15 protein-coding genes are annotated in these 20319 nt (G+C 39.5%); 4 read left to right on the plus strand and 11 right to left on the minus strand.

Translation table 11 applies throughout. The features are described from left to right. Positions 1-43: 43 nt before the first annotated feature. The 3 genes from LC115_06155 to LC115_06165 form a co-directional block, all read right to left on the minus strand. Positions 44-1825 carry an insulinase family protein gene (locus LC115_06155; protein MCZ2356257.1) on the minus strand — a complete coding sequence of 594 codons (1782 nt, stop codon included), beginning with the start codon at positions 1823-1825 and terminating at the stop codon, positions 44-46. Then, the gene (locus LC115_06160) at positions 1822-2655 is read right to left on the minus strand and encodes a class I SAM-dependent methyltransferase (protein MCZ2356258.1); all 834 of its coding nucleotides are present in this window, start codon (positions 2653-2655) and stop codon (positions 1822-1824) included. Before LC115_06160 ends, LC115_06155 begins: the two co-directional genes overlap by 4 nt. Positions 2656-2741: 86 nt before the next feature. Next, positions 2742-6122: a methylmalonyl-CoA mutase family protein gene (locus tag LC115_06165; protein MCZ2356259.1), complete on the minus strand. Its 3381-nt coding sequence runs from the start codon at positions 6120-6122 to the stop codon at positions 2742-2744. Positions 6123-6374: 252 nt separating this feature from the next. Between LC115_06165 and LC115_06170 the strand changes: the two genes are divergently transcribed. Both LC115_06170 and LC115_06175 read left to right on the plus strand, forming a co-directional pair. After that, a complete protein-coding gene (locus tag LC115_06170) occupies positions 6375-7061 on the plus strand; it encodes a hypothetical protein (GenBank protein ID MCZ2356260.1) in 687 nt (228 codons plus the stop codon). A gap of 139 nt (positions 7062-7200) precedes the next feature. Then, complete coding sequence (locus tag LC115_06175; GenBank protein MCZ2356261.1) at positions 7201-7641, plus strand: DUF4476 domain-containing protein; 441 nt, start codon at positions 7201-7203, stop codon at positions 7639-7641. Between the two features lie 10 nt (positions 7642-7651). Here LC115_06175 and LC115_06180 read toward each other — a convergent pair whose 3' ends face one another. The 6 genes from LC115_06180 to LC115_06205 form a co-directional block, all read right to left on the minus strand. Further along, the gene (locus LC115_06180; GenBank protein MCZ2356262.1) at positions 7652-8833 is read right to left on the minus strand and encodes an S-adenosylmethionine:tRNA ribosyltransferase-isomerase; all 1182 of its coding nucleotides are present in this window, start codon (positions 8831-8833) and stop codon (positions 7652-7654) included. A gap of 37 nt (positions 8834-8870) precedes the next feature. Beyond that, positions 8871-9266, minus strand: a complete 396-nt coding sequence (locus LC115_06185) for a hypothetical protein (GenBank protein ID MCZ2356263.1) — start codon at positions 9264-9266, stop codon at positions 8871-8873. A gap of 64 nt (positions 9267-9330) precedes the next feature. Further along, a complete protein-coding gene (locus LC115_06190) occupies positions 9331-10356 on the minus strand; it encodes an ABC transporter permease (protein ID MCZ2356264.1) in 1026 nt (341 codons plus the stop codon). A gap of 412 nt (positions 10357-10768) precedes the next feature. Further along, a complete protein-coding gene (locus tag LC115_06195) occupies positions 10769-12877 on the minus strand; it encodes a transpeptidase family protein (GenBank protein MCZ2356265.1) in 2109 nt (702 codons plus the stop codon). 35 nt (positions 12878-12912) lie between these two features. Further along, positions 12913-13260: a hypothetical protein gene (locus tag LC115_06200; protein MCZ2356266.1), complete on the minus strand. Its 348-nt coding sequence runs from the start codon at positions 13258-13260 to the stop codon at positions 12913-12915. A gap of 83 nt (positions 13261-13343) precedes the next feature. Further along, positions 13344-13793, minus strand: coding sequence for a 4Fe-4S binding protein (locus tag LC115_06205; protein ID MCZ2356267.1), 450 nt, complete (start codon positions 13791-13793; stop codon positions 13344-13346). A 109-nt stretch (positions 13794-13902) separates the two neighbouring features. Here LC115_06205 and LC115_06210 point away from each other — a divergent pair, with 109 nt between their 5' ends. Next, entirely contained in the window at positions 13903-15075 is a 1173-nt protein-coding gene (locus LC115_06210; GenBank protein MCZ2356268.1) for an FIST C-terminal domain-containing protein, read from the plus strand. 112 nt (positions 15076-15187) lie between these two features. Then, positions 15188-16666 carry a proline--tRNA ligase gene (gene proS / locus LC115_06215; GenBank protein ID MCZ2356269.1) on the plus strand — a complete coding sequence of 493 codons (1479 nt, stop codon included), beginning with the start codon at positions 15188-15190 and terminating at the stop codon, positions 16664-16666. Between the two features lie 97 nt (positions 16667-16763). Here the strand turns inward: proS and gcvP are convergent, their stop codons facing one another. Together gcvP and LC115_06225 are read right to left on the minus strand one after the other, a co-directional pair. Next, positions 16764-19676, minus strand: a complete 2913-nt coding sequence (gene gcvP / locus LC115_06220) for an aminomethyl-transferring glycine dehydrogenase (protein MCZ2356270.1) — start codon at positions 19674-19676, stop codon at positions 16764-16766. 96 nt (positions 19677-19772) lie between these two features. Then, on the minus strand, positions 19773-20318 hold the full coding sequence (locus LC115_06225; protein ID MCZ2356271.1) for a hypothetical protein: 546 nt from the start codon (positions 20316-20318) through the stop codon (positions 19773-19775). Between the last annotated feature and the right edge of the window lies 1 nt (position 20319).

Consider the following 20319-nt stretch of genomic DNA (forward strand, 5'->3'; position numbering starts at 1 on the left):
TTTTTGCATTCTTGATTTAAGCGTGAATACACTCACAACCCGTTCATTTTTGTGAACCGCTATCCATACTTAGTTTTACGCAATCATCACCAACGGTCTGTGGGGCTAAGAGTACCTTAATTTGGTGGTACGGTATTTTATAGCTTCTAACTAATTCATTTTTAATCGTGATAGCTTGCTGAAAAGCTCTTGTTCTGGCTGAACCTCCTTTAGCTTCTTCAAAAGAAGTAACTAATATCATTTTGCTTAACTTGTTTTTTACCAATATTTTGTAACATTCCTGCAGGATTTTTCGGGTATTAACGTCTATTTGTAGGCGGTTTCTACGGATGCAAAGCAATGTATCTATGGCTTGTGATTTTGCCGTAATAGCAGTATCATGGTGTGTTTCTTTGAGAGTGGAATCTGTATTTGGATAACTATTTTTAGCAGCAGTTTGGGATATTAAAGGGAGGAAGTTTTTTTGATAAGCTTCCGTTGGGACGTTTCCGGCCATTACAAAATGATTTGCCAGTACCCAATTTGACCATACATCTTGTAGTGCTGATTCTGGCAGATGATACAAAATGTCCGTCCTTTGTTCAATCCATTCTGGCTGGTGTGTAGCCCACGCAATTCCGATTTCACGACCGTAATCAATATTTTTTTGCAATGAACGTATCCAATTTCGCTCTACTCGTTGCCTCGCTCGATTTAACTCTCTTTCAGTAAAATAGTTTTCTGCAACTACTTCTTTAAGATAGTTTTTAAAGTTTTCCAGCACATCAGGTTTGGTCATTTCAGGAGATAATGCTGCGTTAAAAAGTAGCTCTCCGGTATATTTTCGGGGGGTATATTTAAACTGACCGTATAACATACCCGGAACTTTTTCCGGAAGCGACTGCTGGAATTTAGATTGGCGAAAATTTAGCAATTCACAAAGAACAGATAGCGAAATAGTGGCAATCGGGTCGTTTTGAAAATCAGGTCCCTGCCAGCCAACAGTGAGATAAGAATATTCCCCTCCAGAAATTTCGCGCCAAGAAGCAGTATCTTGCTTTAAAGGTTTTGGATCAGGTATCGGAAAACGAGTATATTGATTCATCAACAATGGCTTCCAACTCCCAAATAATGAATCTACTAAGCCATATAACGGGCCAAAATCCCCATCTCCGGAAATCACTAATGCACAATGATTGGGAAAATAATAGTGATTGTATTGATACCGTAATAATACCGGAGAGTAGCCTGCTAATAATTCTACATCCGTGATAACTTGCTTCCGATATAAATTTTCTTTCCAGAGTAAACGGTTTAATCTGGACTGCAATCCAAACAAAGGGTCGCTATCCCGCACCAGCAAAGAATCCCCTAAATGGGTGCATAACTGCTTCACTATAAGCGAATCAAAAGTAGGCTGGCGTACCGCTGTCGCTAACCAAGATAATCCAGTCGTTATCTGATTTGACAATAACTCCAATGAAAAACGAGTGTATTCAATATCAGTTTCAGAATCAAAAGAAATGGCGTTTTTGTTGAAAAAAGATTGATTTTCCGAAGGAGTAGGATACAATTGATTGGAACAAGAAATGGACTTCTCTATCAAATAGGCAATTCCTTGTTCCGAAAATGGTTGGTTGAAAGCGCCATTTTTAACAAAAAGATGAACCGATAATACCGGTAATGCGTGGTTTTCTACAAATATAAAATCAAGTCCGTTGTCTAATTTAGTTTGCAACACTCTGGAAATAGGCTGCCTTGAAAGCCGTTTACCTTGCGCAAACCCCAATAAAGGGCAGTAAATTGTAATAATAAAAATCCAGATGAAAAAACCAAACGGTTTCATAAAGTTGATTTCTTTTGGGCGATGAAGTTTAGCCCGAAAAAAAAGTATTCTCGTAAAAACTGATTATTTCGCCAGATATTTTGCTCTCGGTTAGCTACAGATTGCCAAGACTCGCCCACATAGCTATTCGGCAAATAATAGCGAATATACTGAACAGATTCCGGCAAAATTTGTAAATTTTGTTTTAAAAGCTCTGACTTCCAAGTGCTTAGATTTCTAATATTTTCATTTCCCAATAAAATATGCTTTTGGAGTTTTTCGTCATATATCTGGATAATTCTTTTATTGCCGCGCTGTAAAAATAATTTTGCACGTTGTATGATATTATTTCCGTTTTCTTCTACCGCGATTAACTTTCCGGTATCTGACAGAGAATTGTAAATTATTTTTAATGCTTCTGATAATGGTTCTAAGTGGTGCAAGGTATCTTGAACAATAATTGTTTGATAACTATTTGCTTCCGGAGGCATATTAAAGAGGTTTTCATAAGAAACAAAAAGCTGGAAAATATCACCGTATTGAGACCAAAATTCCTTACGCTTATGAATGTGCTGAAAATAAAATTCGAGGGTTAAACCTTTAACTGTGTATCCATTCAAAACCAAGAAGATAGCCGTTGTGGCATAACCGCATCCAATATCCAAAATAGGATTTTCAGGGCTCGTATTTTGGATATTTTCCCAAATATAGTTTAGCCGCTGCATAAAATAAGCCTTGCGAAACGCTAATAACTTATGGTTCTCTCCAAACTTATAGTAACCCCCAAAATAGTCATGTGTTTGGAGTTCTTTTAAAAAAATTTCAAAAAAATGCTCAGCGGAAAATGGCATAAATGTATTTCTAAATATCTAATATTAAAAATTTTTCTTGATTATCAGTAGTATCTTGGGGGGTAATATTTTGGCTAATTCAGCGATTACATATTCCTCCGATATTGCCCGCCCACTTGGTAAAGAGCTTTGCTAAGTTCCCCTAAGGAGGCTACTTTTCCGGCTTCCATCATACATTCAAAGATATTTTTATTGTTGAGTGCGGCCTCTTGAAGGCGTTGAAGACTAATGGTGATTTCTGCTTGGTTTCGTTTGCAAAGTGCTTGGATATTGTTAATCTGCAACTGTTTTTCCGCTGGGGTAGAGCGGATTACCTCTTCCGGAATTTGTGTAGGTGAGCCTTCGGCACTCAAAAAGGTGTTTACTCCGATAATTGGATATTCTCCGGTGTGTTTAAGTGTTTCATAATAAAGAGATTCTTCCTGAATTTTGTTTCGTTGATACATAGTTTCCATAGCTCCCAGCACCCCGCCTCGGTCGGAAATCCTGTTAAATTCTGTATAAATAGCTTCTTCAACTAAGTCCGTTAGCTCTTCTATGATAAAACTTCCTTGTAATGGATTTTCATTTTTTGCTAATCCAAGTTCTTTATTAATAATAAGTTGAATAGCAACGGCTCTTCTAACGGATTCTTCGGTAGGCGTTGTAATGGCTTCGTCATAAGCGTTAGTATGCAGCGAGTTACAGTTATCGTAGATAGCATACAAGGCTTGCAAGGTAGTGCGGATGTCGTTAAAATCAATTTCTTGTGCGTGCAAAGAACGTCCGGAAGTTTGGATGTGATATTTTAACATCTGAGAGCGTTCATTGCCGCCATATTTGAATCTGATAGCTTTTGCCCAAATCCTACGTGCAACTCTTCCGATTACACTGTATTCGGGGTCTATACCATTTGAAAAGAAGAAACTGAGATTGGGAGCAAAATCATTAATATCCATACCGCGTGCCAGATAATATTCAACAAAAGTGAATCCATTAGCCAGTGTAAAAGCTACTTGGGAAATCGGGTTAGCTCCTGCCTCTGCAATGTGGTAGCCGGAAATAGATACAGAATAAAAATTGCGTACCTGATTTTGAATAAAATATTCTTGTATATCTCCCATTAATTTGAGGGCAAATTCGGTGGAAAAGATGCAGGTATTTTGGGCTTGGTCTTCTTTTAAAATATCAGCCTGAACAGTTCCTCGAACTGATTGCAGTGTTTTGGTCTTTATTTTTTGGTAAACTTCGGGGGAGAGCACTTGGTCTCCGGTAACGCCGAGTAGCATCAGCCCTAATCCGTTATTTCCCGGCGGGAGATCTCCGTGATATACCGGGCGTGGTTCACCTTTTTGTGTATAAATAGTTTCTATTGTTGCTTGAACTTCTGCTTCAAGGTGGTTTTCAAGGATATAGCGTTCGCATTGCTGGTCTATGGCAGCGTTTAAGAAAAATGCTAATACCATAGGTGCAGGCCCGTTTATGGTCATAGAAACGGACGTTTTGGGGTCGCAGAGGTCAAAGCCGGAATATAATTTTTTGGCATCATCTAAACAGGCGATGGATACGCCGGAATTGCCTATTTTTCCATAAATATCCGGTCTGTGGTCTGGGTTTTCGCCGTACAAGGTTACGGAGTCAAATGCGGTGCTGAGCCGGACTGCCGGCATCCCCATCGAAAGATAGTGAAACCGCTTGTTGGTTCGCTCTGGATTTCCTTCTCCGGCAAACATTCGGGTGGGGTCTTCATTAGTGCGTTTGAAAGGATAAACGCCTGCGGTGTATGGAAATTCACCAGGAACATTTTCTAACATCACCCAACGAACAATTTCTCCCCAATCCTGAAAGTTGGGTAATGCAATTTTGGGGATCTGCAAATGTGATAATGTTTCGGTATAGTTTGAAACCCGAATTTCTTTTCCGCGCACGAAGTATGAAAAATAGGGCTGCCGAAAATTATTTCGGGTAGCTTCCCAGTTTGTCATAATCTGCCGAGTTGCTGCGTCAAGAAGTTGCTCTTGCTTTTGATATAACTGTTGGATTACCTCTATGGTTGGGTCTGCGGGATTTTGTTTTGCTAAAAGTTCTTGAGTGCCATGCAGTTGAAATAAGGTTCTGGCGATAACTGCTTGTTTATGAGCCTGTTGGTTATATCGTTGCCCATCTTCAACGATTTCAGCTAAGTAGCGGGTTCTTTCTGGTGGGATAACGCGGCTTTTCACAGAAGTAGATTCAGGAGAAAATGTGATAGCTTCCGGCAATAAAGAAACTTTTGTTTTTTGGGTAATGGCAGCCATTACCTCAAAAAAGAGTCTGGTTGTTCCGGAGTCATTAAACTGATTAGCCATAGTACCGAATACCGGCATATTATCTAAGGGTTCAGAAAAACGTTTTTGGTTTCGTTGTAGTTGTTTTTTTACGTCTCTTAAAGCATCATCGGCACCTTTTTTGTCGAATTTATTGATGGCTACGAGGTCGGCAAAGTCGAGCATATCAATTTTTTCGAGTTGGGTAGCTGCGCCAAATTCAGGTGTCATTACATATAAAAACACATCGGCGAGTTCTGTTATTTGGCTATCAGATTGCCCGATACCGGCTGTTTCTATAATAATCAGGTCGTATTGAGCTGCTTTGAATAGTTGGATAACGTCATGAACGGCCTTATTTACAGAAGTATGGGCTTGGCGGGTAGCCATAGAGCGCATAAATACGCTGGAACTGTTGATGGCATTCATTCGGATTCTATCTCCGAGTAATGCGCCGCCGGTTTTTCGTTTACTGGGGTCAATAGACAGAATAGCTACGGTCTTATCGGTCGTAAAGTTTAAAAACCTTCGGACAAGCTCATCGGTTAAAGAAGATTTTCCGGCACCGCCGGTGCCGGTTATTCCCAATACCGGCACATCTTTAAGTGCTGTTTTAGGTTGAATTTCTGCCAAAATATCTTGACCGGATTCAGGATTGTTTTCCAATAGGGTTATCAAACGGGCAATATCCCGATCCTTTTTTGCTGTTAAGTTTTTAATTTCTCCATTGATATTTGCATTTATTTCATAATCAGCTTTTTGCAACACATCGTTAATCATACCTTGCAGTCCCATATTCCTACCGTCATCGGGGGAGTAAATTCGGGTAATGCCATAGGCTTGGAGTTCTGCTATTTCATTTGGTAAGATAGTACCGCCGCCGCCTGCAAAGATTTTAATATGTTCCATTTGCGCCTGAACCAGCAAATCGTACATATATTTTAGGTATTCAATGTGGCCGCCTTGGTATGAAGTTATCGCAATTGCCTGAGCATCTTCTTGGATAGCACAAGTTACGATTTCCTGAACAGAGCGGTTATGGCCTAAATGGATTACCTCTGCACCACTCGATTGCAATATCCGCCGCATAATATTAATACTGGCATCATGGCCGTCAAATAATGAGGCCGCAGTAACTATTCGAACTTTATGGGCAGTTTGATACGGAGCTATTGTTTGCATACAAAATCAGAAAAATATGGAGTACACTTACTTTTTGATTATATCTCATTGATTATCAATTGATATAAACAATTTCTTGTTATTTTAAGTGAGTGCGCAAGTTAATAAGTTTTTAGCCGCTAACGCAGTGCTAATCTGATAGATTTGATGTGCTACTAAAAGGGTTATAGAAACAAATACTGCTGTTTTCAAAAAGAAACTGAATAGAGGTTTTAGACGAAAGTATTTGAAAAAAATAGTATATTTGCGTTCGTGAATTTCAAGGTTTCTCGCAAGGCTATCTTTATTGTTTGTTATGCACTTCTGGCTATGGCTTGTAATAGAAAGTTAGAAGAAGAAAACCTTGACCTAAACTTATACCCAATAATTGATTCCAAATATCGTATTTACGAAGTAGTAGATTCAATGTACCCAACCACAGGAGTTGTTGGTAGAAAATACTATAAAATGGAACTCACAAAGGGTCAAGAACAAGATTTACTGAACCGAACCGTAAGCCGCTTAGAAGTTTATACCAGCGACTCTTTGAGTGACTTTAAGTTTGCGGAACTTTGGACACAATACAAAGACGGACAATTTGCAGAGCGAATTGAGGGAAATACAAAATATTTAGTGCTAAACTTCCCGTTAAACTATAAGAGAAAATGGGACGGAAATCAGTATAATTTACGCGGGCAGGAGTTTTACAAATATGCTACATTAGATACTTTACTAACACTAAATGGAAACATTTTCCCAAAATCCGTAATGGTTTTACAGGCATTGGATACAAACTCTATCATTACGCATAGGCGTGCGTGGGAAGTTTATGCTCCCGGAATAGGGAAAGTCATTAAGTATGACCAGTTTTTAAAACGAAATATCGTCGGAACTAATGTGGAAATTAGCAGCGAAAGCTATTTTCACCAAGAAACACTCATTAGTCATAATTACGATTAATTACCTGAAAATAAGTTTATTGTATAGTTAATTGAGTGTTTTTACTGAGATTTAAGCCTCATTAAGTACAGTCTCCAGCGATTAGTAAGGATTTAGGAACGCTTTTTGCTTATTCTACTAAGAAAGATTTCTTAGGGTTATGAGAGCTATTTTTATATTTATATTTTTCTTACAATTAGTTTATAATCAGTGTTTTGCCGGAAAACTGATGGGGGTAGGAGAGGAGTTATGTAAATCTCGGCAGGCCTCATGTGCCGGGTCAGAGATAATACCCAGAGAAGATTTTCGCGCTATTTATGGTATCATTTCTCAGCAAGGTACTGATGCAGAGCGTGTTCAGATGCTTCGTAGGCTTTTAATCGGTAACTGCTTTTCGGCTAACCAGATTACTCAACTGCTGGGATTGGTTGGCTATGAAAACCAACGCTTCTATTTAGCACAAGAATCGTTTCCATACATCATAAATCCTGATGATTATCAGGTAATTATAAAAACTTTTACCTTCGCTCAATACCAAAAAGAATTAGCTCTTTGGTGGGAAAACGAATTGGCAGCACAACATCCGTATCTTAGAAAGTAGTAGTTTAGGCTTATTCGGACTTCATTTTTTGGGAGAACAAGCAAGCATCTCCATAACTTAGAAAACGGTATCCTTGATTTAAGGCATATTTATAGGCAGGATTCCAAATTTTTCCGGCAAATGCCTCTACCAACGCTAATAAAGTGCTTTGTGGCTGATGAAAATTTGTGATTAAATAATCAGCAGTATGAACCTGCATTCCCGGAACCAACATTAACTTTGTTTGGATAGTAAAATCCTGTAATTTTTTTTGAATAAGATAAGCCAATAATGCTTCAAAAACAAGTTGGTAAGAAGGTGATTTTTTTTCATCATATTGATAATCAGAAAATTGTGGGATAACAGTAAGTGGTTCAGTAGCATTGAATACAAGGGGTAAAGCGGCTCTATAAAAACTTTCTAAGGTTCTGAGGGTAGTAGTTCCTACGGCTACAATGGGAGAGAATTGAGATAGTTTTTTTAAGCAACGTATTGATATAGAGCAAAATTCGGTGTGCATTTCATGCTGGTTCAGCGTTTGTGTTTTTACCGGCAAAAATGTACCTGGGCCAACGTGTAGCGTAAGCCTCTCAAATTGGTATCCACAATCGCTCAAACGGGCTATTAAATCGGGTGTAAAATGGAGGCCGGCAGTAGGAGCCGCTGAAGAACCTATCGAATGGGCATATACCGTCTGATAACGCGCAAAATCAATATCAGTAGTTTTTCTGTGTAAATACGGCGGTAGTGGGACTTCACCCACAGTTTGTAAAACCTGTTCTAATGTCCAACTAATTGGCTCCCAATATAATGCTACTTCAATTTCGGTGTTATGAATATTTTTTAATGTTACCTGAAAAAGACCTTCTGAAAAATGTTTAGTTATCGTTTCATTGATTTTCCAGCGTTTGCTATTTTTGGCAAGGGCAAGCCATCTATTTTCCGGCAAAGCCCGAACAAGTAAAATTTCTATGACCCCGCCGGTATCTCTCTGTAAATGAATACGTGCGGGAAACACACGAGAATCATTTAACACAAACAGCGCATTTTTAGGTAAATAGGAAGCTATGTTTTTAAAGACATCGTCTTGTATTTTTTCACCCAAAACGACTAATAATTTACTGCTATCGCGCTCAGGGTTTGGGAACTTTGCAATAGAACTATCCGGAAGGTCGTAATCAAAGTCTTTTGTAAGAATAACTTCTTGAAGCATCAAAAGTTTTGGTAGTTCTCAAAAAGAAAACTTAGGATTAGATTCTGTTTATTTGGTATCCACAAATATCTATCGGGCGGATTCCTGAAAACTTTGCACCACTTTTTTCGGTATAGTAGGTAGAGAAGAGCAGCCCACGTAAGGCAAAGTTTAATTGTCTGTAAACTACCGCAATAGCACCATTTCCGGTACCAAAACTATTCATGATGTTTTTTACTAACCAGTTTAACAAGCCGTTGGGTAAAAACGAAATAGATACCAATACTAAATTTAAGTCTTTTCGGTCTGCTTCTGGAACATATTCTAAGAGATCGTCAATATGTTCGTAGCCGCCAAAAGCAGAATAGGCCGGAAATTCTCCGTTTTGGGGTAGCATAACATCTCCCATTCGTATTAAACCGGTTAAAGCACGGTTACTCAAAAACTTTGACATAACTAACAAACTCTTCCTGCAAAACTATAAAAAACATAAATGATAAATAGCAATACCGTAAATTTTATTTTGGAGAGCTAATCGGGCGCAATATTCGGGGGTCATTTATTTGAACTAACCACTTCCCCAGTAATTGTGCGGCTACGCTCCAAATAAAAAAAAATAATATTAAACCAACTATAATCGGGTAATCTCTACTATACAAACTGTTGATAAACAAAAATCCTATTCCCGGCAGGTTAAAAAGAATTTCTATCACCAATGTACCAACTATCCAACTGGAGATAACCTGAGCTGACCAAAATGCTTGTTGAAGGCGTAAATGCGGAATCAAGTGCCACAAAATCCTTCTTTTCTGCAACCCTTTGCTGATTAACACTTTCCACCATAATTCTTGCTGTATATTTAAGCATTGAGTTTGCGTTATTTTACATACAAACCAAAATATGCCGAATCCTTCTGTCAATATGGGTAAACATAAATGTGTGGTATAGTTGTAGAAAATAGCCCAATAGTTATCTTCTTGCTTTAGTGTGATTCCATCTGTTGGGAAGATGGGAAATATCCCTCCTTTTGAAAACCACACAATGGCGAGTGTACCTATCCAAAAACTGGGAATAACCCAATTTGTGATGATGATAGACTCAAAGATACTGCGAAACCGATGCCAGTAATGTTGTGAAATAAAAACTCCGGCCAAAACGCCGCAACAAGTGCCCCAAAACCACGCCGGAATACTGATTAACAAAGTAGTAGGTAACGCCTCCCAAATACAAGTAAATACAGTTTTGCCTAACCGTTTGGATTCTCCCTTATTGTGAATAAAGCCTATCCAAAACCGATGAAAAAAATTATCAGCACCATTCCAACGAACTGGAAATAAATGCAGAATCAAGTTATTGGAATGATAATTTATACCAAGATAAAAAAACGGTAACGACCGGTTAATGTAGTCAGGATTACTTTCAGTGTGAATAACATTTAGGTCATCATTTTGTGATACAGAAGATACTGACCCCGGAAGCCAATAAACTACTCCAGCAAACAAAACTCCACCAACGATAGTAAGAAAAAAGATAGTCCCGAACAAAAAAAGGCTTCTAATAAGAAACCTTTGTAATGTATTAACCATTAATTATTAGGCTGCCCTAAACGCAGTTGTTTGGCAACAGTCTAATGATTATCAGTCTTTTGGGCTTGACACTCATGTGAGTTAAAGCCACCAAGAGCTTTACAAGACTGAAATGCCAAAGCCGCAATCACTAAGCAGCAGATAAAGAAAATAGACTTTTTCATACTCAGGGTTAGAATTGTTTTTTTAATCAAACGAAAATTATGCCCCAAAGTTACACAGTTTTGGATAATGATTGACAAAAAATATAAAATTATTTTGCCATTAATTATGCGTTAAAGTACCGATAACAACCGAAGTGTGTCTCAAAATCTCAAATAATCTTACTTGATTTTAGCTTGGGTTATTTTAAAAAATAAAATCCTGTTTTTCATTTAGTTACTAATTGTAGCCAGACTGTAGTTCCTTTTTTCATTGGTGAGCCGGCCTGTGGGTATTGGTTTGTTACTTTTCCGGTACCGTTTAGCCGCACTTTACAACCAAAGTTTTCCAATAAACTTAGGGCATCTTTGGCACTCATACCGTGTACGTTAGGCAAAACTCTTGACGAGGGAGAATACGGACGAAAATGGACACTTTCTTTATCTCGTTTTGCCACAACAAACTCTGTTTTTGGGCGTTGGGGTGAGGATATATTCAGGGCATTGTAAACCCGTATTGCGTCATCTCGATGAACTACGCGGGTAACGGGTGTGTATAGCATCGCATTAGCGACTTCTCGTACCGGCTCTTGATTTAGCTCAAGATCTAATGCATATACTTTATCGCTAATTTCTTTAAAGACAGGCCCAGCTACCGAAGACCCGTAAATCAGTCCAGCATTGGGTTCATCCACAATCACAATACAAGAGTATTTAGGATTATCTGCCGGAAAATATCCTACAAAGGATGCCCGATAGACTTTTTGGTATTCTCCGTCAATTAGTTTTCGGGCAGTGCCTGTTTTTCCGGCTATTTTATAGTGAGATCCCTTAATGCCTGATGCCGTTCCATTTTCTACAACTCCTTCTAAGAGGCTTTGAACTTCTTTTAATGTTTTGGAGCTAGCGATTTGCTTTCGGATTACTTCCGGCTCAAATTTGACGATAGATTCTGCGTTATTTCGGATTTCGGATACGATTATTGGGCGCATCATTTTTCCGCCATTAGCTATTGCGCTGAAGAAAGTTAGTAGTTGTAAGGGAGTTAGGCGGATGTTGTATCCGGTTGCGAGCCAAGGGAGGGTTGTTCCGTTCCACGCGGGCGTATTTGGCCGGATAACGGCCGGTATTGGCTCGCCCCGCAACTGGCAGCCGCTAGCGGTGAGAACTCCCATACGATCTAAGCGCTCAAAAAATAGTTCAGGCTTTGATTTATAGTATCCATCAATCACTCTGGCTATTGCGATGTTGGAAGACTTTTCAATGGCCTGCCGAAAAGATAGCTTTTCATTAGCCTGAACATCGCGCATTGTGCGGTCAAAAAACTCATAGCTTCCACCATTGGTTTCTATCGTATCTGCTAAAGTTACGGCATTGTCTTCCAAAGCAGCTATGGTTGAGGCTATCTTAAAGGTACTTCCGGGTTCAACCTGCATTAAAACAGCGTTATTTAAGTTTTCCGGATAGTTTGCCATAGCGGTAATCTTGCCCGTAGCTACCTCCATCAAAATAGCTACTCCGGATTTAGCATCATTTGTTTTTATAGCTTTCTCTAAGGCTGTTTCTACAATATCTTGATGGTTAATATTTAAGGTTGTTACAATATCGTGCCCATCTTCTGTGGATAGCTCTCCGTATTCTTCAATGGGTACTTCTACGTTTCCAGATATACGCTGAACAAGGGTTAGGCCGTCTTTGCCACGTAGTTCTTTATCAAAAGAAAATTCTAACCCTTTGATACCCACTGTGTCTCCTTGGATTAGCCCAAGTGTGATTCTGGCCATATCTCCTAATGGATAAAAACGCTTATTATTGATTTTTTCTAAAATCAGCCCACCTCCGTTTTTTCCGCGACAAAATATTGGAAATGTCTTTAAAAGAGATACTTCCGGATAGTTATAAAATCGTTTTACAGAAGTTAGGTAAAAGTGTTTATCGTGATTTTGGCGGGCTAACTGAAGTTTTTGGAGATAGTCTTGCATTGTATAAGTTCCTTCCTCCGGAAAATATTTTGCTAACTGCTTTGCTAAGGCTGTTAGGCTGTCTTTTAGGTTTGGAAAGTCTGATTCTCGTAAGACCGTTACATCAACGGCAACTCGATAGTAAGGCAATGTAATCGCCAAAATAGAGCCATCTGAGGCAAAAATGGTTCCCCTATCAGCTAAAAGTTTTTTCTCATAAACGCGGTCTGTCTGTTGTTTACGCTGCCAATAGTCTCCCTCGATATATTGAATCTTCCAAATTTCAAAAAATATCAGAGAACCAAATATCGCAAAAACAAAAAACAAGAAATAAACCCGAAATAATATCCGGCTTTTTAATTCTTTTTCTTGGCTCATAATTTTAAGTTTAAAAATTAATTACGGGTGAAAAATCACTTATTGCTTGCGTTGGGTAATTTAAAGGGAGGGGTTTTTAGTTCTTCTAATCCCATAGGAGCTACACGTTTAGCTATTTCGCTTTGCTGCCGTGCTTTACTCAATTGGGCGTTTAGGGTCATGTATTCTGATTTTAAATCACGGAGTTCACGCTGTAAGTATTCCGCTTTGCGAACCTGCTTTTCCGCAAAATGGCTGTTCCAGATATAGAGTAAGCCAATCACAACCAAAAACATCACGTAAGTAATATTTGCTTGCAATAGACGGAAAAAACTGAGCTTTCGTTGTAACTCAGATAATTGCTCGTTTAGCCGTGATTTTGTCTGTTGAGGTTCTTGGGACACGGCACAAAATTACAAGTGTCCTGAATGATTTTTGACACTTAGTTATCAAAGGTAAGAAAATGGGTGAAAAGAGCCTTTGTGGATTACCCTTCATCGGTAATTTTAGAATCCGTAGATACTGAATCAGTTTTTGCAGAACCTAACTTTATTGCCTTTTTAGTAGCCTCAAATTCAGCTAATTCAGCTAATTTTTGACTCTTTTCCTGTTCAGTTAAGTTGCCAAAAGGGAAGTTTAAACTTTCCAAGTTTGTAGTCGGAAAGTCATAAACCGGTAGCATCGTCAAGCAATCCGTAGGGCAAACAACAGTACAGAGGCCGCAATAAAAGCATTTTGCTAAATCAATGTTAAATTTAGATAGGTAGAACTTTTTCTTGGCTCCGTCAGCAGTTGTGCCAAGATCAGAAACAGCCCGAATAGATTCTATATCAATACAATTAACAGGACAGATACGGGCACATTGATCGCAGGCGATACAATCTTCAACAGCCAAATGTAGCTGATAGCGACTAATCTCAGGAAGTTCACTCTCCATAAAATAGTTATACAATTTTAAACTAAGATAGTTCTTTTTATAACTTTTTAAAAAAAATAGTAAATATTAATTTAGATTCATAAATTCGTGCACTTTATTAGAAATCATTATGTTAGTTGAGCAACGTACATTTAAAGGCGATAAATGGAAAATTATGGGAAGGTGCGCCACCGTGAAAACCAATGCTAATTTAGTGTTTGCATTTGGGGGAAGAGATTTACTGGAAGACCCAAAAAGAGTAGCAGAAATTAAGAAATTTTATCCCAAAGCGCAGGTGATTTTAGGCTCTACTTCTGGAGAAATACTCAATACCTCAGTTTTGGATGATACAATAATTGCCACTGCAATTCAATTTGAAAAAACACCTATTTCGGTAGCTTCTGTTCAGATATTAGATTTAAATAAAGACAGCCGTAAAGCTGGCGAAGAGTTAGCCAAGCAGCTATCTCATAATGATTTGCGCCATGTATTTGTGGTTTCAGACGGGCTAATGGTAAATGGTACGGACTTAATTGCCGGACTGAACGCTGTTTTACCAAAGGGTATTTCAGTTACGGGAGGGTTAGCCGGAGATGGAGCCAGATTCCAAAAAACATTAGTTGGTTTAAACAATTCACCTAAAGACGGTTTGATAGTCGCCGTAGGTTTTTATGGCCAAGATATTAAGATTGGCTACGGAACTATGGGTGGCTGGGAAACTTTTGGGCCGGAGCGCGTTGTTACTAAGTCAGAAGCCAACGTTTTATATGAATTAGACGGTAAACCGGCATTAGCTTTATACAAAGAATATCTGGGAGAAAAAGCCTCAGAACTACCGGCATCAGCATTACTATTTCCGTTAAGCCTACGCGCCGGCCAAAATAACGAAGAACGCATAACCAGAACGGTTCTTTCGGTTGATGAAGCAACCCAATCCATGACTTTTGCCGGCGATATTCCGCAGGGAAGCCACGCTCAGCTAATGAAAGCAAACTTTGACCGCTTAATTCAAGGTGCTAACCATGCTGCCCAACAAAGTATGTCTTTAGAGTCAGAACCGCAATTAGCCCTTTTGGTGAGCTGTGTAGGCAGAAAATTAGTATTAGGTCAAAAGATAGAAGATGAAGTAGAAGCAGTACGGGAAACTATCGGCGGCAAGGCAGCTATTACGGGATTTTATTCCTACGGAGAACTAGCGCCGGGCGTTCAAAGTGTAGAAACAGGAAAAAAATCAGCAGCCCAAAAAGGTGAAGCCTGTTATCTGCATAACCAAACGATGACAATTTCCCTCTTTTCCGAATAAAATTTTGTGCCCCCGAATAGCCGAGCAATCGTTTTTACAGCCGGCTTAAGTAAAAAGCTAAAATTTTAGCAAACAATATCTAATTTTGCCATACAAAACACACATAGTTTAAATGGCAGAAAAAAAGTTACCTAAACGGGATGAAAACTATTCCGAATGGTACACCGAATTAGTAAAACGCGCCGGCTTAGCCGAAAATTCGGCTGTGCGCGGTTGTATGGTAATTAAACCCTACGGATATGCAATATGGGAAAAAATGCAACAACATCTGGATAGGATGTTTAAAGAAACAGGCCACGTTAATGCCTATTTTCCGCTATTTATCCCAAAATCATTTTTAAGCAAAGAAGCAGACCACATTGAAGGGTTTGCAAAAGAATGTGCCGTTGTTACCCACCACCGCCTTATACAGAACCCCAATGGCAGTGGAGTGGTAGTGGACCCAACCGCTAAGTTAGAAGAAGAACTTATCGTCCGCCCAACATCCGAGACAATTATTTGGAACTCTTACCGAGATTGGATACAATCTTACCGCGATTTACCGATATTAATAAACCAATGGGCAAATGTTGTTCGTTGGGAAATGCGCACTCGTTTATTTCTGCGTACTGCTGAGTTCCTGTGGCAAGAAGGGCATACAGCACACGCAACAGCCGAAGAAGCAATCCACGAAACTACTCAAATGCTAAATGTATATGCCACATTTGCAGAACGTTACTTAGCTATTCCGGTACTAAAAGGAGCTAAAACACCCCAAGAACGCTTTGCTGGTGCCTTAGATACTTACTGCATCGAAGCTCTGATGCAAGACGGAAAAGCATTACAAGCCGGAACGTCCCATTTCTTAGGCCAAAACTTCGCCAAAGCATTTGAAGTAACTTTTCTGAATAAAGAAAATAAGTTGGAATACGTATGGGCAACTTCATGGGGAGTATCTACCCGCTTGATGGGGGCTCTTATTATGTCCCATTCTGATGATAACGGTTTAATCATTCCTCCGGAACTTGCCCCTATTCAGGTAGTTATAATCCCAATATACAAAAATGACGCAGAAAGATTGCAAATTCAAGATACAATTACGCCGCTTTTAGCAGAATTTAAAGCTGCCGGAATCTCTGTTAAGTTTGATGATGACGATACCCAAAAACCTGGATGGAAATTCGCTGAATGGGAATTAAAAGGTGTTCCTATTCGGCTATCCATTGGACTAAGAGATTTAGCCAATAGCCAAATAGAAGTATTTCGCAGAGACTTAAAAACCAAAACATCTGCTCCGCTTGCGGGTATTGTTACAACTTGTGAACAATTACTCAACGAGATTCAGCAAAATTTATTCAAAATTGCTTCTGAAAGAGTAAAATCTCAAACCTACTTTGTAGATGATTATCAGGAATTTAAACAGATTATGGCGCAAAAGGGAGGATTTGTATATGCTCACTGGGACGGAACATCTGAAACGGAACAGTTAATCAAGGAAGAAACCCATGCAACAATACGCTGTGTTCCTTTTGATAGAGACATGACACCGGGCGTTTGCATACGTACCGGAAAACCCTCTGCCGGTAGGGTATTGTTTGCCGTAGCATATTAAAAAGAGTTATTTAATCTCACAATATCAAATTGGGTTCAAACTGCTATGAAGTTTGAACCCAATTTGTCTTAGCTATATTCAATCAATACTGTTAAAATTACGCAGTTGGGTTTTCTGCGTAATCAGAAACCGGTGGGCAGGTACACATGATGTTTCTGTCTCCGTAGGTATTATTTATGCGTGAAACGGCTGGCCAAAACTTATTTTCTTGTAGCCAAGGTAGGGGAAAAGCTGCTTGTTCCCGTGAATAACCGTGTTTCCAGTCGTTAGCGGTTACGCGCATAGCGGTATGCGGGGCGTTTTTCAACGGATTATCGTGTTTATCAGATTTTCCGGCTAAAACGGCTTCAATTTCATGGTAAATAGCTTCCATTGCAGCAATAAAGCGGTCTAACTCAGGTTTAGCTTCACTTTCGGTTGGCTCAATCATGAGTGTGCCGGGTACGGGAAAAGAAACAGTAGGAGCATGAAACCCAAAGTCCATAAGTCGCTTGGCTACGTCTTCTACTTCTATTTCGGCAGAGTGTTTATACTGGCGGAAGTCAAGTATCATTTCATGGGCAACACAATTTTGCTTTCCTTTATACAGAACCGGATAGTATTTTTCGAGTTTGGCGCGAAGGTAATTCGCATTTAGAATAGCATATTTGGTAGCCATAGTAAGGCCGGTAGCTCCCATCATTCGGATATAGGCGTAGGAAATTGCTAATATTGAGGAACTTCCAAAAGGAGCGGCGGAAACGGCACTCATCCCTTTTTGGCCACCGGTTTTTACTAATGAATGGCTTGGGCGATACGGAGCCAGATGTTTAGCCATACAAATTGGCCCTACACCGGGACCTCCCCCTCCGTGTGGAATACAAAATGTCTTATGCAGGTTCAGGTGGCAAACGTCAGCACCAATTAAGGCAGGGTTCGTTAAACCGACCTGTGCATTCATGTTTGCTCCGTCCATATACACTTGCCCGCCATGTTGGTGGATAATTGTACAAATCTCCCGAATACCTTCTTCATAAACCCCGTGAGTAGAGGGATAAGTAACCATCAAACAAGCTAATTGGCTTTGGTATTGTGCTGCTTTTTGGGTTAGGTCGTTAATATCAATATTTCCTTGTGGGTCGCAGGCTACCACAACAACTTTCATTCCAGCCATAACAGCACTGGCTGGATTTGTTCCGTGTGCGGAAGCCGGAATCAAAGCAACATTTCTAAATTCTTGCTTTTTGGCTTTAAAGTATTCTCGGATAACCATTAAGCCGGCATATTCTCCTTGAGCGCCGGAATTAGGTTGTAGTGAAACTGCATCAAAGCCGGTGATTTCGGCTAAATATTGTTCTAATTCCTTGAATAACTGCTGATAACCACGAACTTGATTCTGCGGTGCAAAAGGGTGGATTCGCCCAAATTCCGGAAAAGTTACCGGCAACATTTCTGCGGTAGCGTTTAGCTTCATGGTGCAAGAACCCAATGAAATCATGGAAGTGTTTAACGACAAATCTTTTTGTTCAAGCCGGTGGATATAGCGAAGCATATCGGTTTCAGCATGATAAGTGTTGAAAACAGGATGCGTCATATAGTCAGATTTTCTCGTAAGAGATTCGGGAATCTGCATTTTCCCATACCCCCAGAGTTCAAGAACGTCCGGTATAGTTCCATTATAGTCAATTACTTCTGCAAAAATTTTGACAATATCCTGAATGTCTTCAATTGTTGTGGTTTCATCTAAGGAGATACAAACGGTTTCTTCTTCTTCGTTTAGGCGAAAGTTAATTTTTGCTTTTGCCGTTAAGCGTCTGATTGCTGCAAGTTGCTGACCCGCGTTATCTACTAATGAGATACACAAAGTATCAAAGAAGAATTTATTATTTTGATAAAATCCAATTTTTTGCAATGCTTCTGAAAGAGTTGAGGCGAGGCGGTGGGTTCTTGTTGCAATATTTTTAAGACCTTTTGGCCCGTGATAAACGGCATACATTCCTGCCATAACGGCTAACAAAACTTGGGCTGTGCAGATATTACTGGTAGCTTTTTCCCGCCGAATATGTTGTTCACGGGTTTGTAAGGTCATTCTATAAGCGGTTTTTCCTTCAGCGTCAATAGACACACCGATTAAGCGACCGGGAATCAGTCTTTTGTATTCATCTTTGCAGGCAAAATAAGCTGCGTGGGGGCCGCCGTATCCCATCGGAATCCCAAAACGCTGGGTTGAACCCACAACAACATCTGCTCCCCATTCTCCCGGAGGTGTTAATACCGTTAAACTTAATAGGTCGGCTGCAACGGCAACTAAAATATCTTGCTGATGCGCTGCTAAAACCAAGTCCCGGTAATCTACAACCAATCCATCGGTTGTAGGATATTGGAGTAAGATTCCAAAAATAGCGGAGGTGTCTTTAGGTAGGGTTCCTTCAAAGAGTTTTATTTCTATTCCAAGCGGTTGGGCGCGGGTTTTTAAAACCTCAATAGTTTGTGGAAGGCTATTAGCTGCTACCCAAAACTGGTTAGCTGTTGATTTTTTGGTACTTACAATAGAGCGAATCATAACCATTGCTTCTGCTGCCGCCGTGCCTTCGTCCAACAAAGAAGCATTTGCTATAGCCATACCGGTTAAATCGCAAACCATCGTTTGAAAATTCAGCAGAGCTTCTAATCTTCCCTGAGAAATCTCTGCTTGATACGGAGTGTATGCGGTGTACCAAGCCGGGCTTTCTAAGATATTCCGTAAAATTACGTAAGGTGTAAAACAGTCGTGATACCCTAAGCCGATGTAAGACCGATAAATCTTATTTTTAGCGGCAATTTTTTGGATAGTATCTAAAAAAGCATTTTCGGTTAAAGCGGGCGGAAGATTTAGCGGCTTGCGGGTGCGGATAGAACTCGGAACAGTCGCTTCTATTAGGTCTTCTAAGGTTGAAAAACCAATTGCTTGAAGCATCTCCCGAGTTTGCAACTCGTCCGGGCCAATATGCCGGTTAGAAAACGGATATTCTAATTTTGAATTATATAACATAATAGGAAACCTGAATTTGCTGCAAAAATACAAACTCCGTTGTTCCTTTACGGTATATTTTTCAAAATAGAAAACTTAGTTCAGAAAACTTTATTGTTATGCAATCGTTTCTTGAATTTGGGATAGTGGCATATTCAGCAAGGTAAAGTCCGGATAAAAAGAAGATAACAACCTGAATTTTTGGTGATAAACTTCTATTGAACGGTTGTTTTTTAGGACAAAATTGAGAATCTTGTTTAAGTATTCTTGTACTTTTGGGTGTGATTTCTGGATGATGAATGTGCGGATTCTATCTATTTCAAATTCTTTTTCAGCGCCAAAGTAGGTCATTAGGAGAGATTTCATTTTTGCTTTTTCGGTATCTTCAAAAGTAGATTCAGAGAAAGCTTTAAGAATTTCAAACAAACGTTGGCTGGGGACTTTATGAGCAAAGAAGCCCGTTAAATCAATCCAAAAAAGATACGGAATGTAGATTCCGCCGCAACCATTGAGGGCTAAGGTTCGAAATTCTTCTAAGGATTCAGGGTTGCGTAACTGTCCTATGTGTAATGCTTTAAGCTGTTCTAAGGCTGCTTCTCTGTCTTCGGTTTCTAAAAAAGCATTTTCAATTTCAAAAAAAGTATCTTCTAATGAGTTATTCATA

Source organism: Bacteroidia bacterium, from assembly GCA_026932145.1.
In the GTDB taxonomy this organism is placed as follows: domain Bacteria; phylum Bacteroidota; class Bacteroidia; order J057; family JAIXKT01; genus JAIXKT01.

Excerpts from the sequence above, each read along its gene's own strand:
- proS (MCZ2356269.1), top strand. The coding sequence starts at position 15,188 with ATGGCAGAAAAAAAGTTACCTAAACGGGATGAAAACTATTCCGAATGG.
- LC115_06180 (MCZ2356262.1), bottom strand. The coding sequence starts at position 8,833 with ATGCTTCAAGAAGTTATTCTTACAAAAGACTTTGATTACGACCTTCCG.
- LC115_06205 (MCZ2356267.1), bottom strand. The coding sequence starts at position 13,793 with ATGGAGAGTGAACTTCCTGAGATTAGTCGCTATCAGCTACATTTGGCT.
- LC115_06165 (MCZ2356259.1), bottom strand. The coding sequence starts at position 6,122 with ATGCAAACAATAGCTCCGTATCAAACTGCCCATAAAGTTCGAATAGTT.
- LC115_06210 (MCZ2356268.1), top strand. The coding sequence starts at position 13,903 with ATGTTAGTTGAGCAACGTACATTTAAAGGCGATAAATGGAAAATTATG.
- LC115_06175 (MCZ2356261.1), top strand. The coding sequence starts at position 7,201 with ATGAGAGCTATTTTTATATTTATATTTTTCTTACAATTAGTTTATAAT.
- LC115_06195 (MCZ2356265.1), bottom strand. The coding sequence starts at position 12,877 with ATGAGCCAAGAAAAAGAATTAAAAAGCCGGATATTATTTCGGGTTTAT.
- LC115_06225 (MCZ2356271.1), bottom strand. The coding sequence starts at position 20,318 with ATGAATAACTCATTAGAAGATACTTTTTTTGAAATTGAAAATGCTTTT.
- gcvP (MCZ2356270.1), bottom strand. The coding sequence starts at position 19,676 with ATGTTATATAATTCAAAATTAGAATATCCGTTTTCTAACCGGCATATT.
- LC115_06160 (MCZ2356258.1), bottom strand. The coding sequence starts at position 2,655 with ATGCCATTTTCCGCTGAGCATTTTTTTGAAATTTTTTTAAAAGAACTC.
- LC115_06185 (MCZ2356263.1), bottom strand. The coding sequence starts at position 9,266 with ATGTCAAAGTTTTTGAGTAACCGTGCTTTAACCGGTTTAATACGAATG.
- LC115_06155 (MCZ2356257.1), bottom strand. The coding sequence starts at position 1,825 with ATGAAACCGTTTGGTTTTTTCATCTGGATTTTTATTATTACAATTTAC.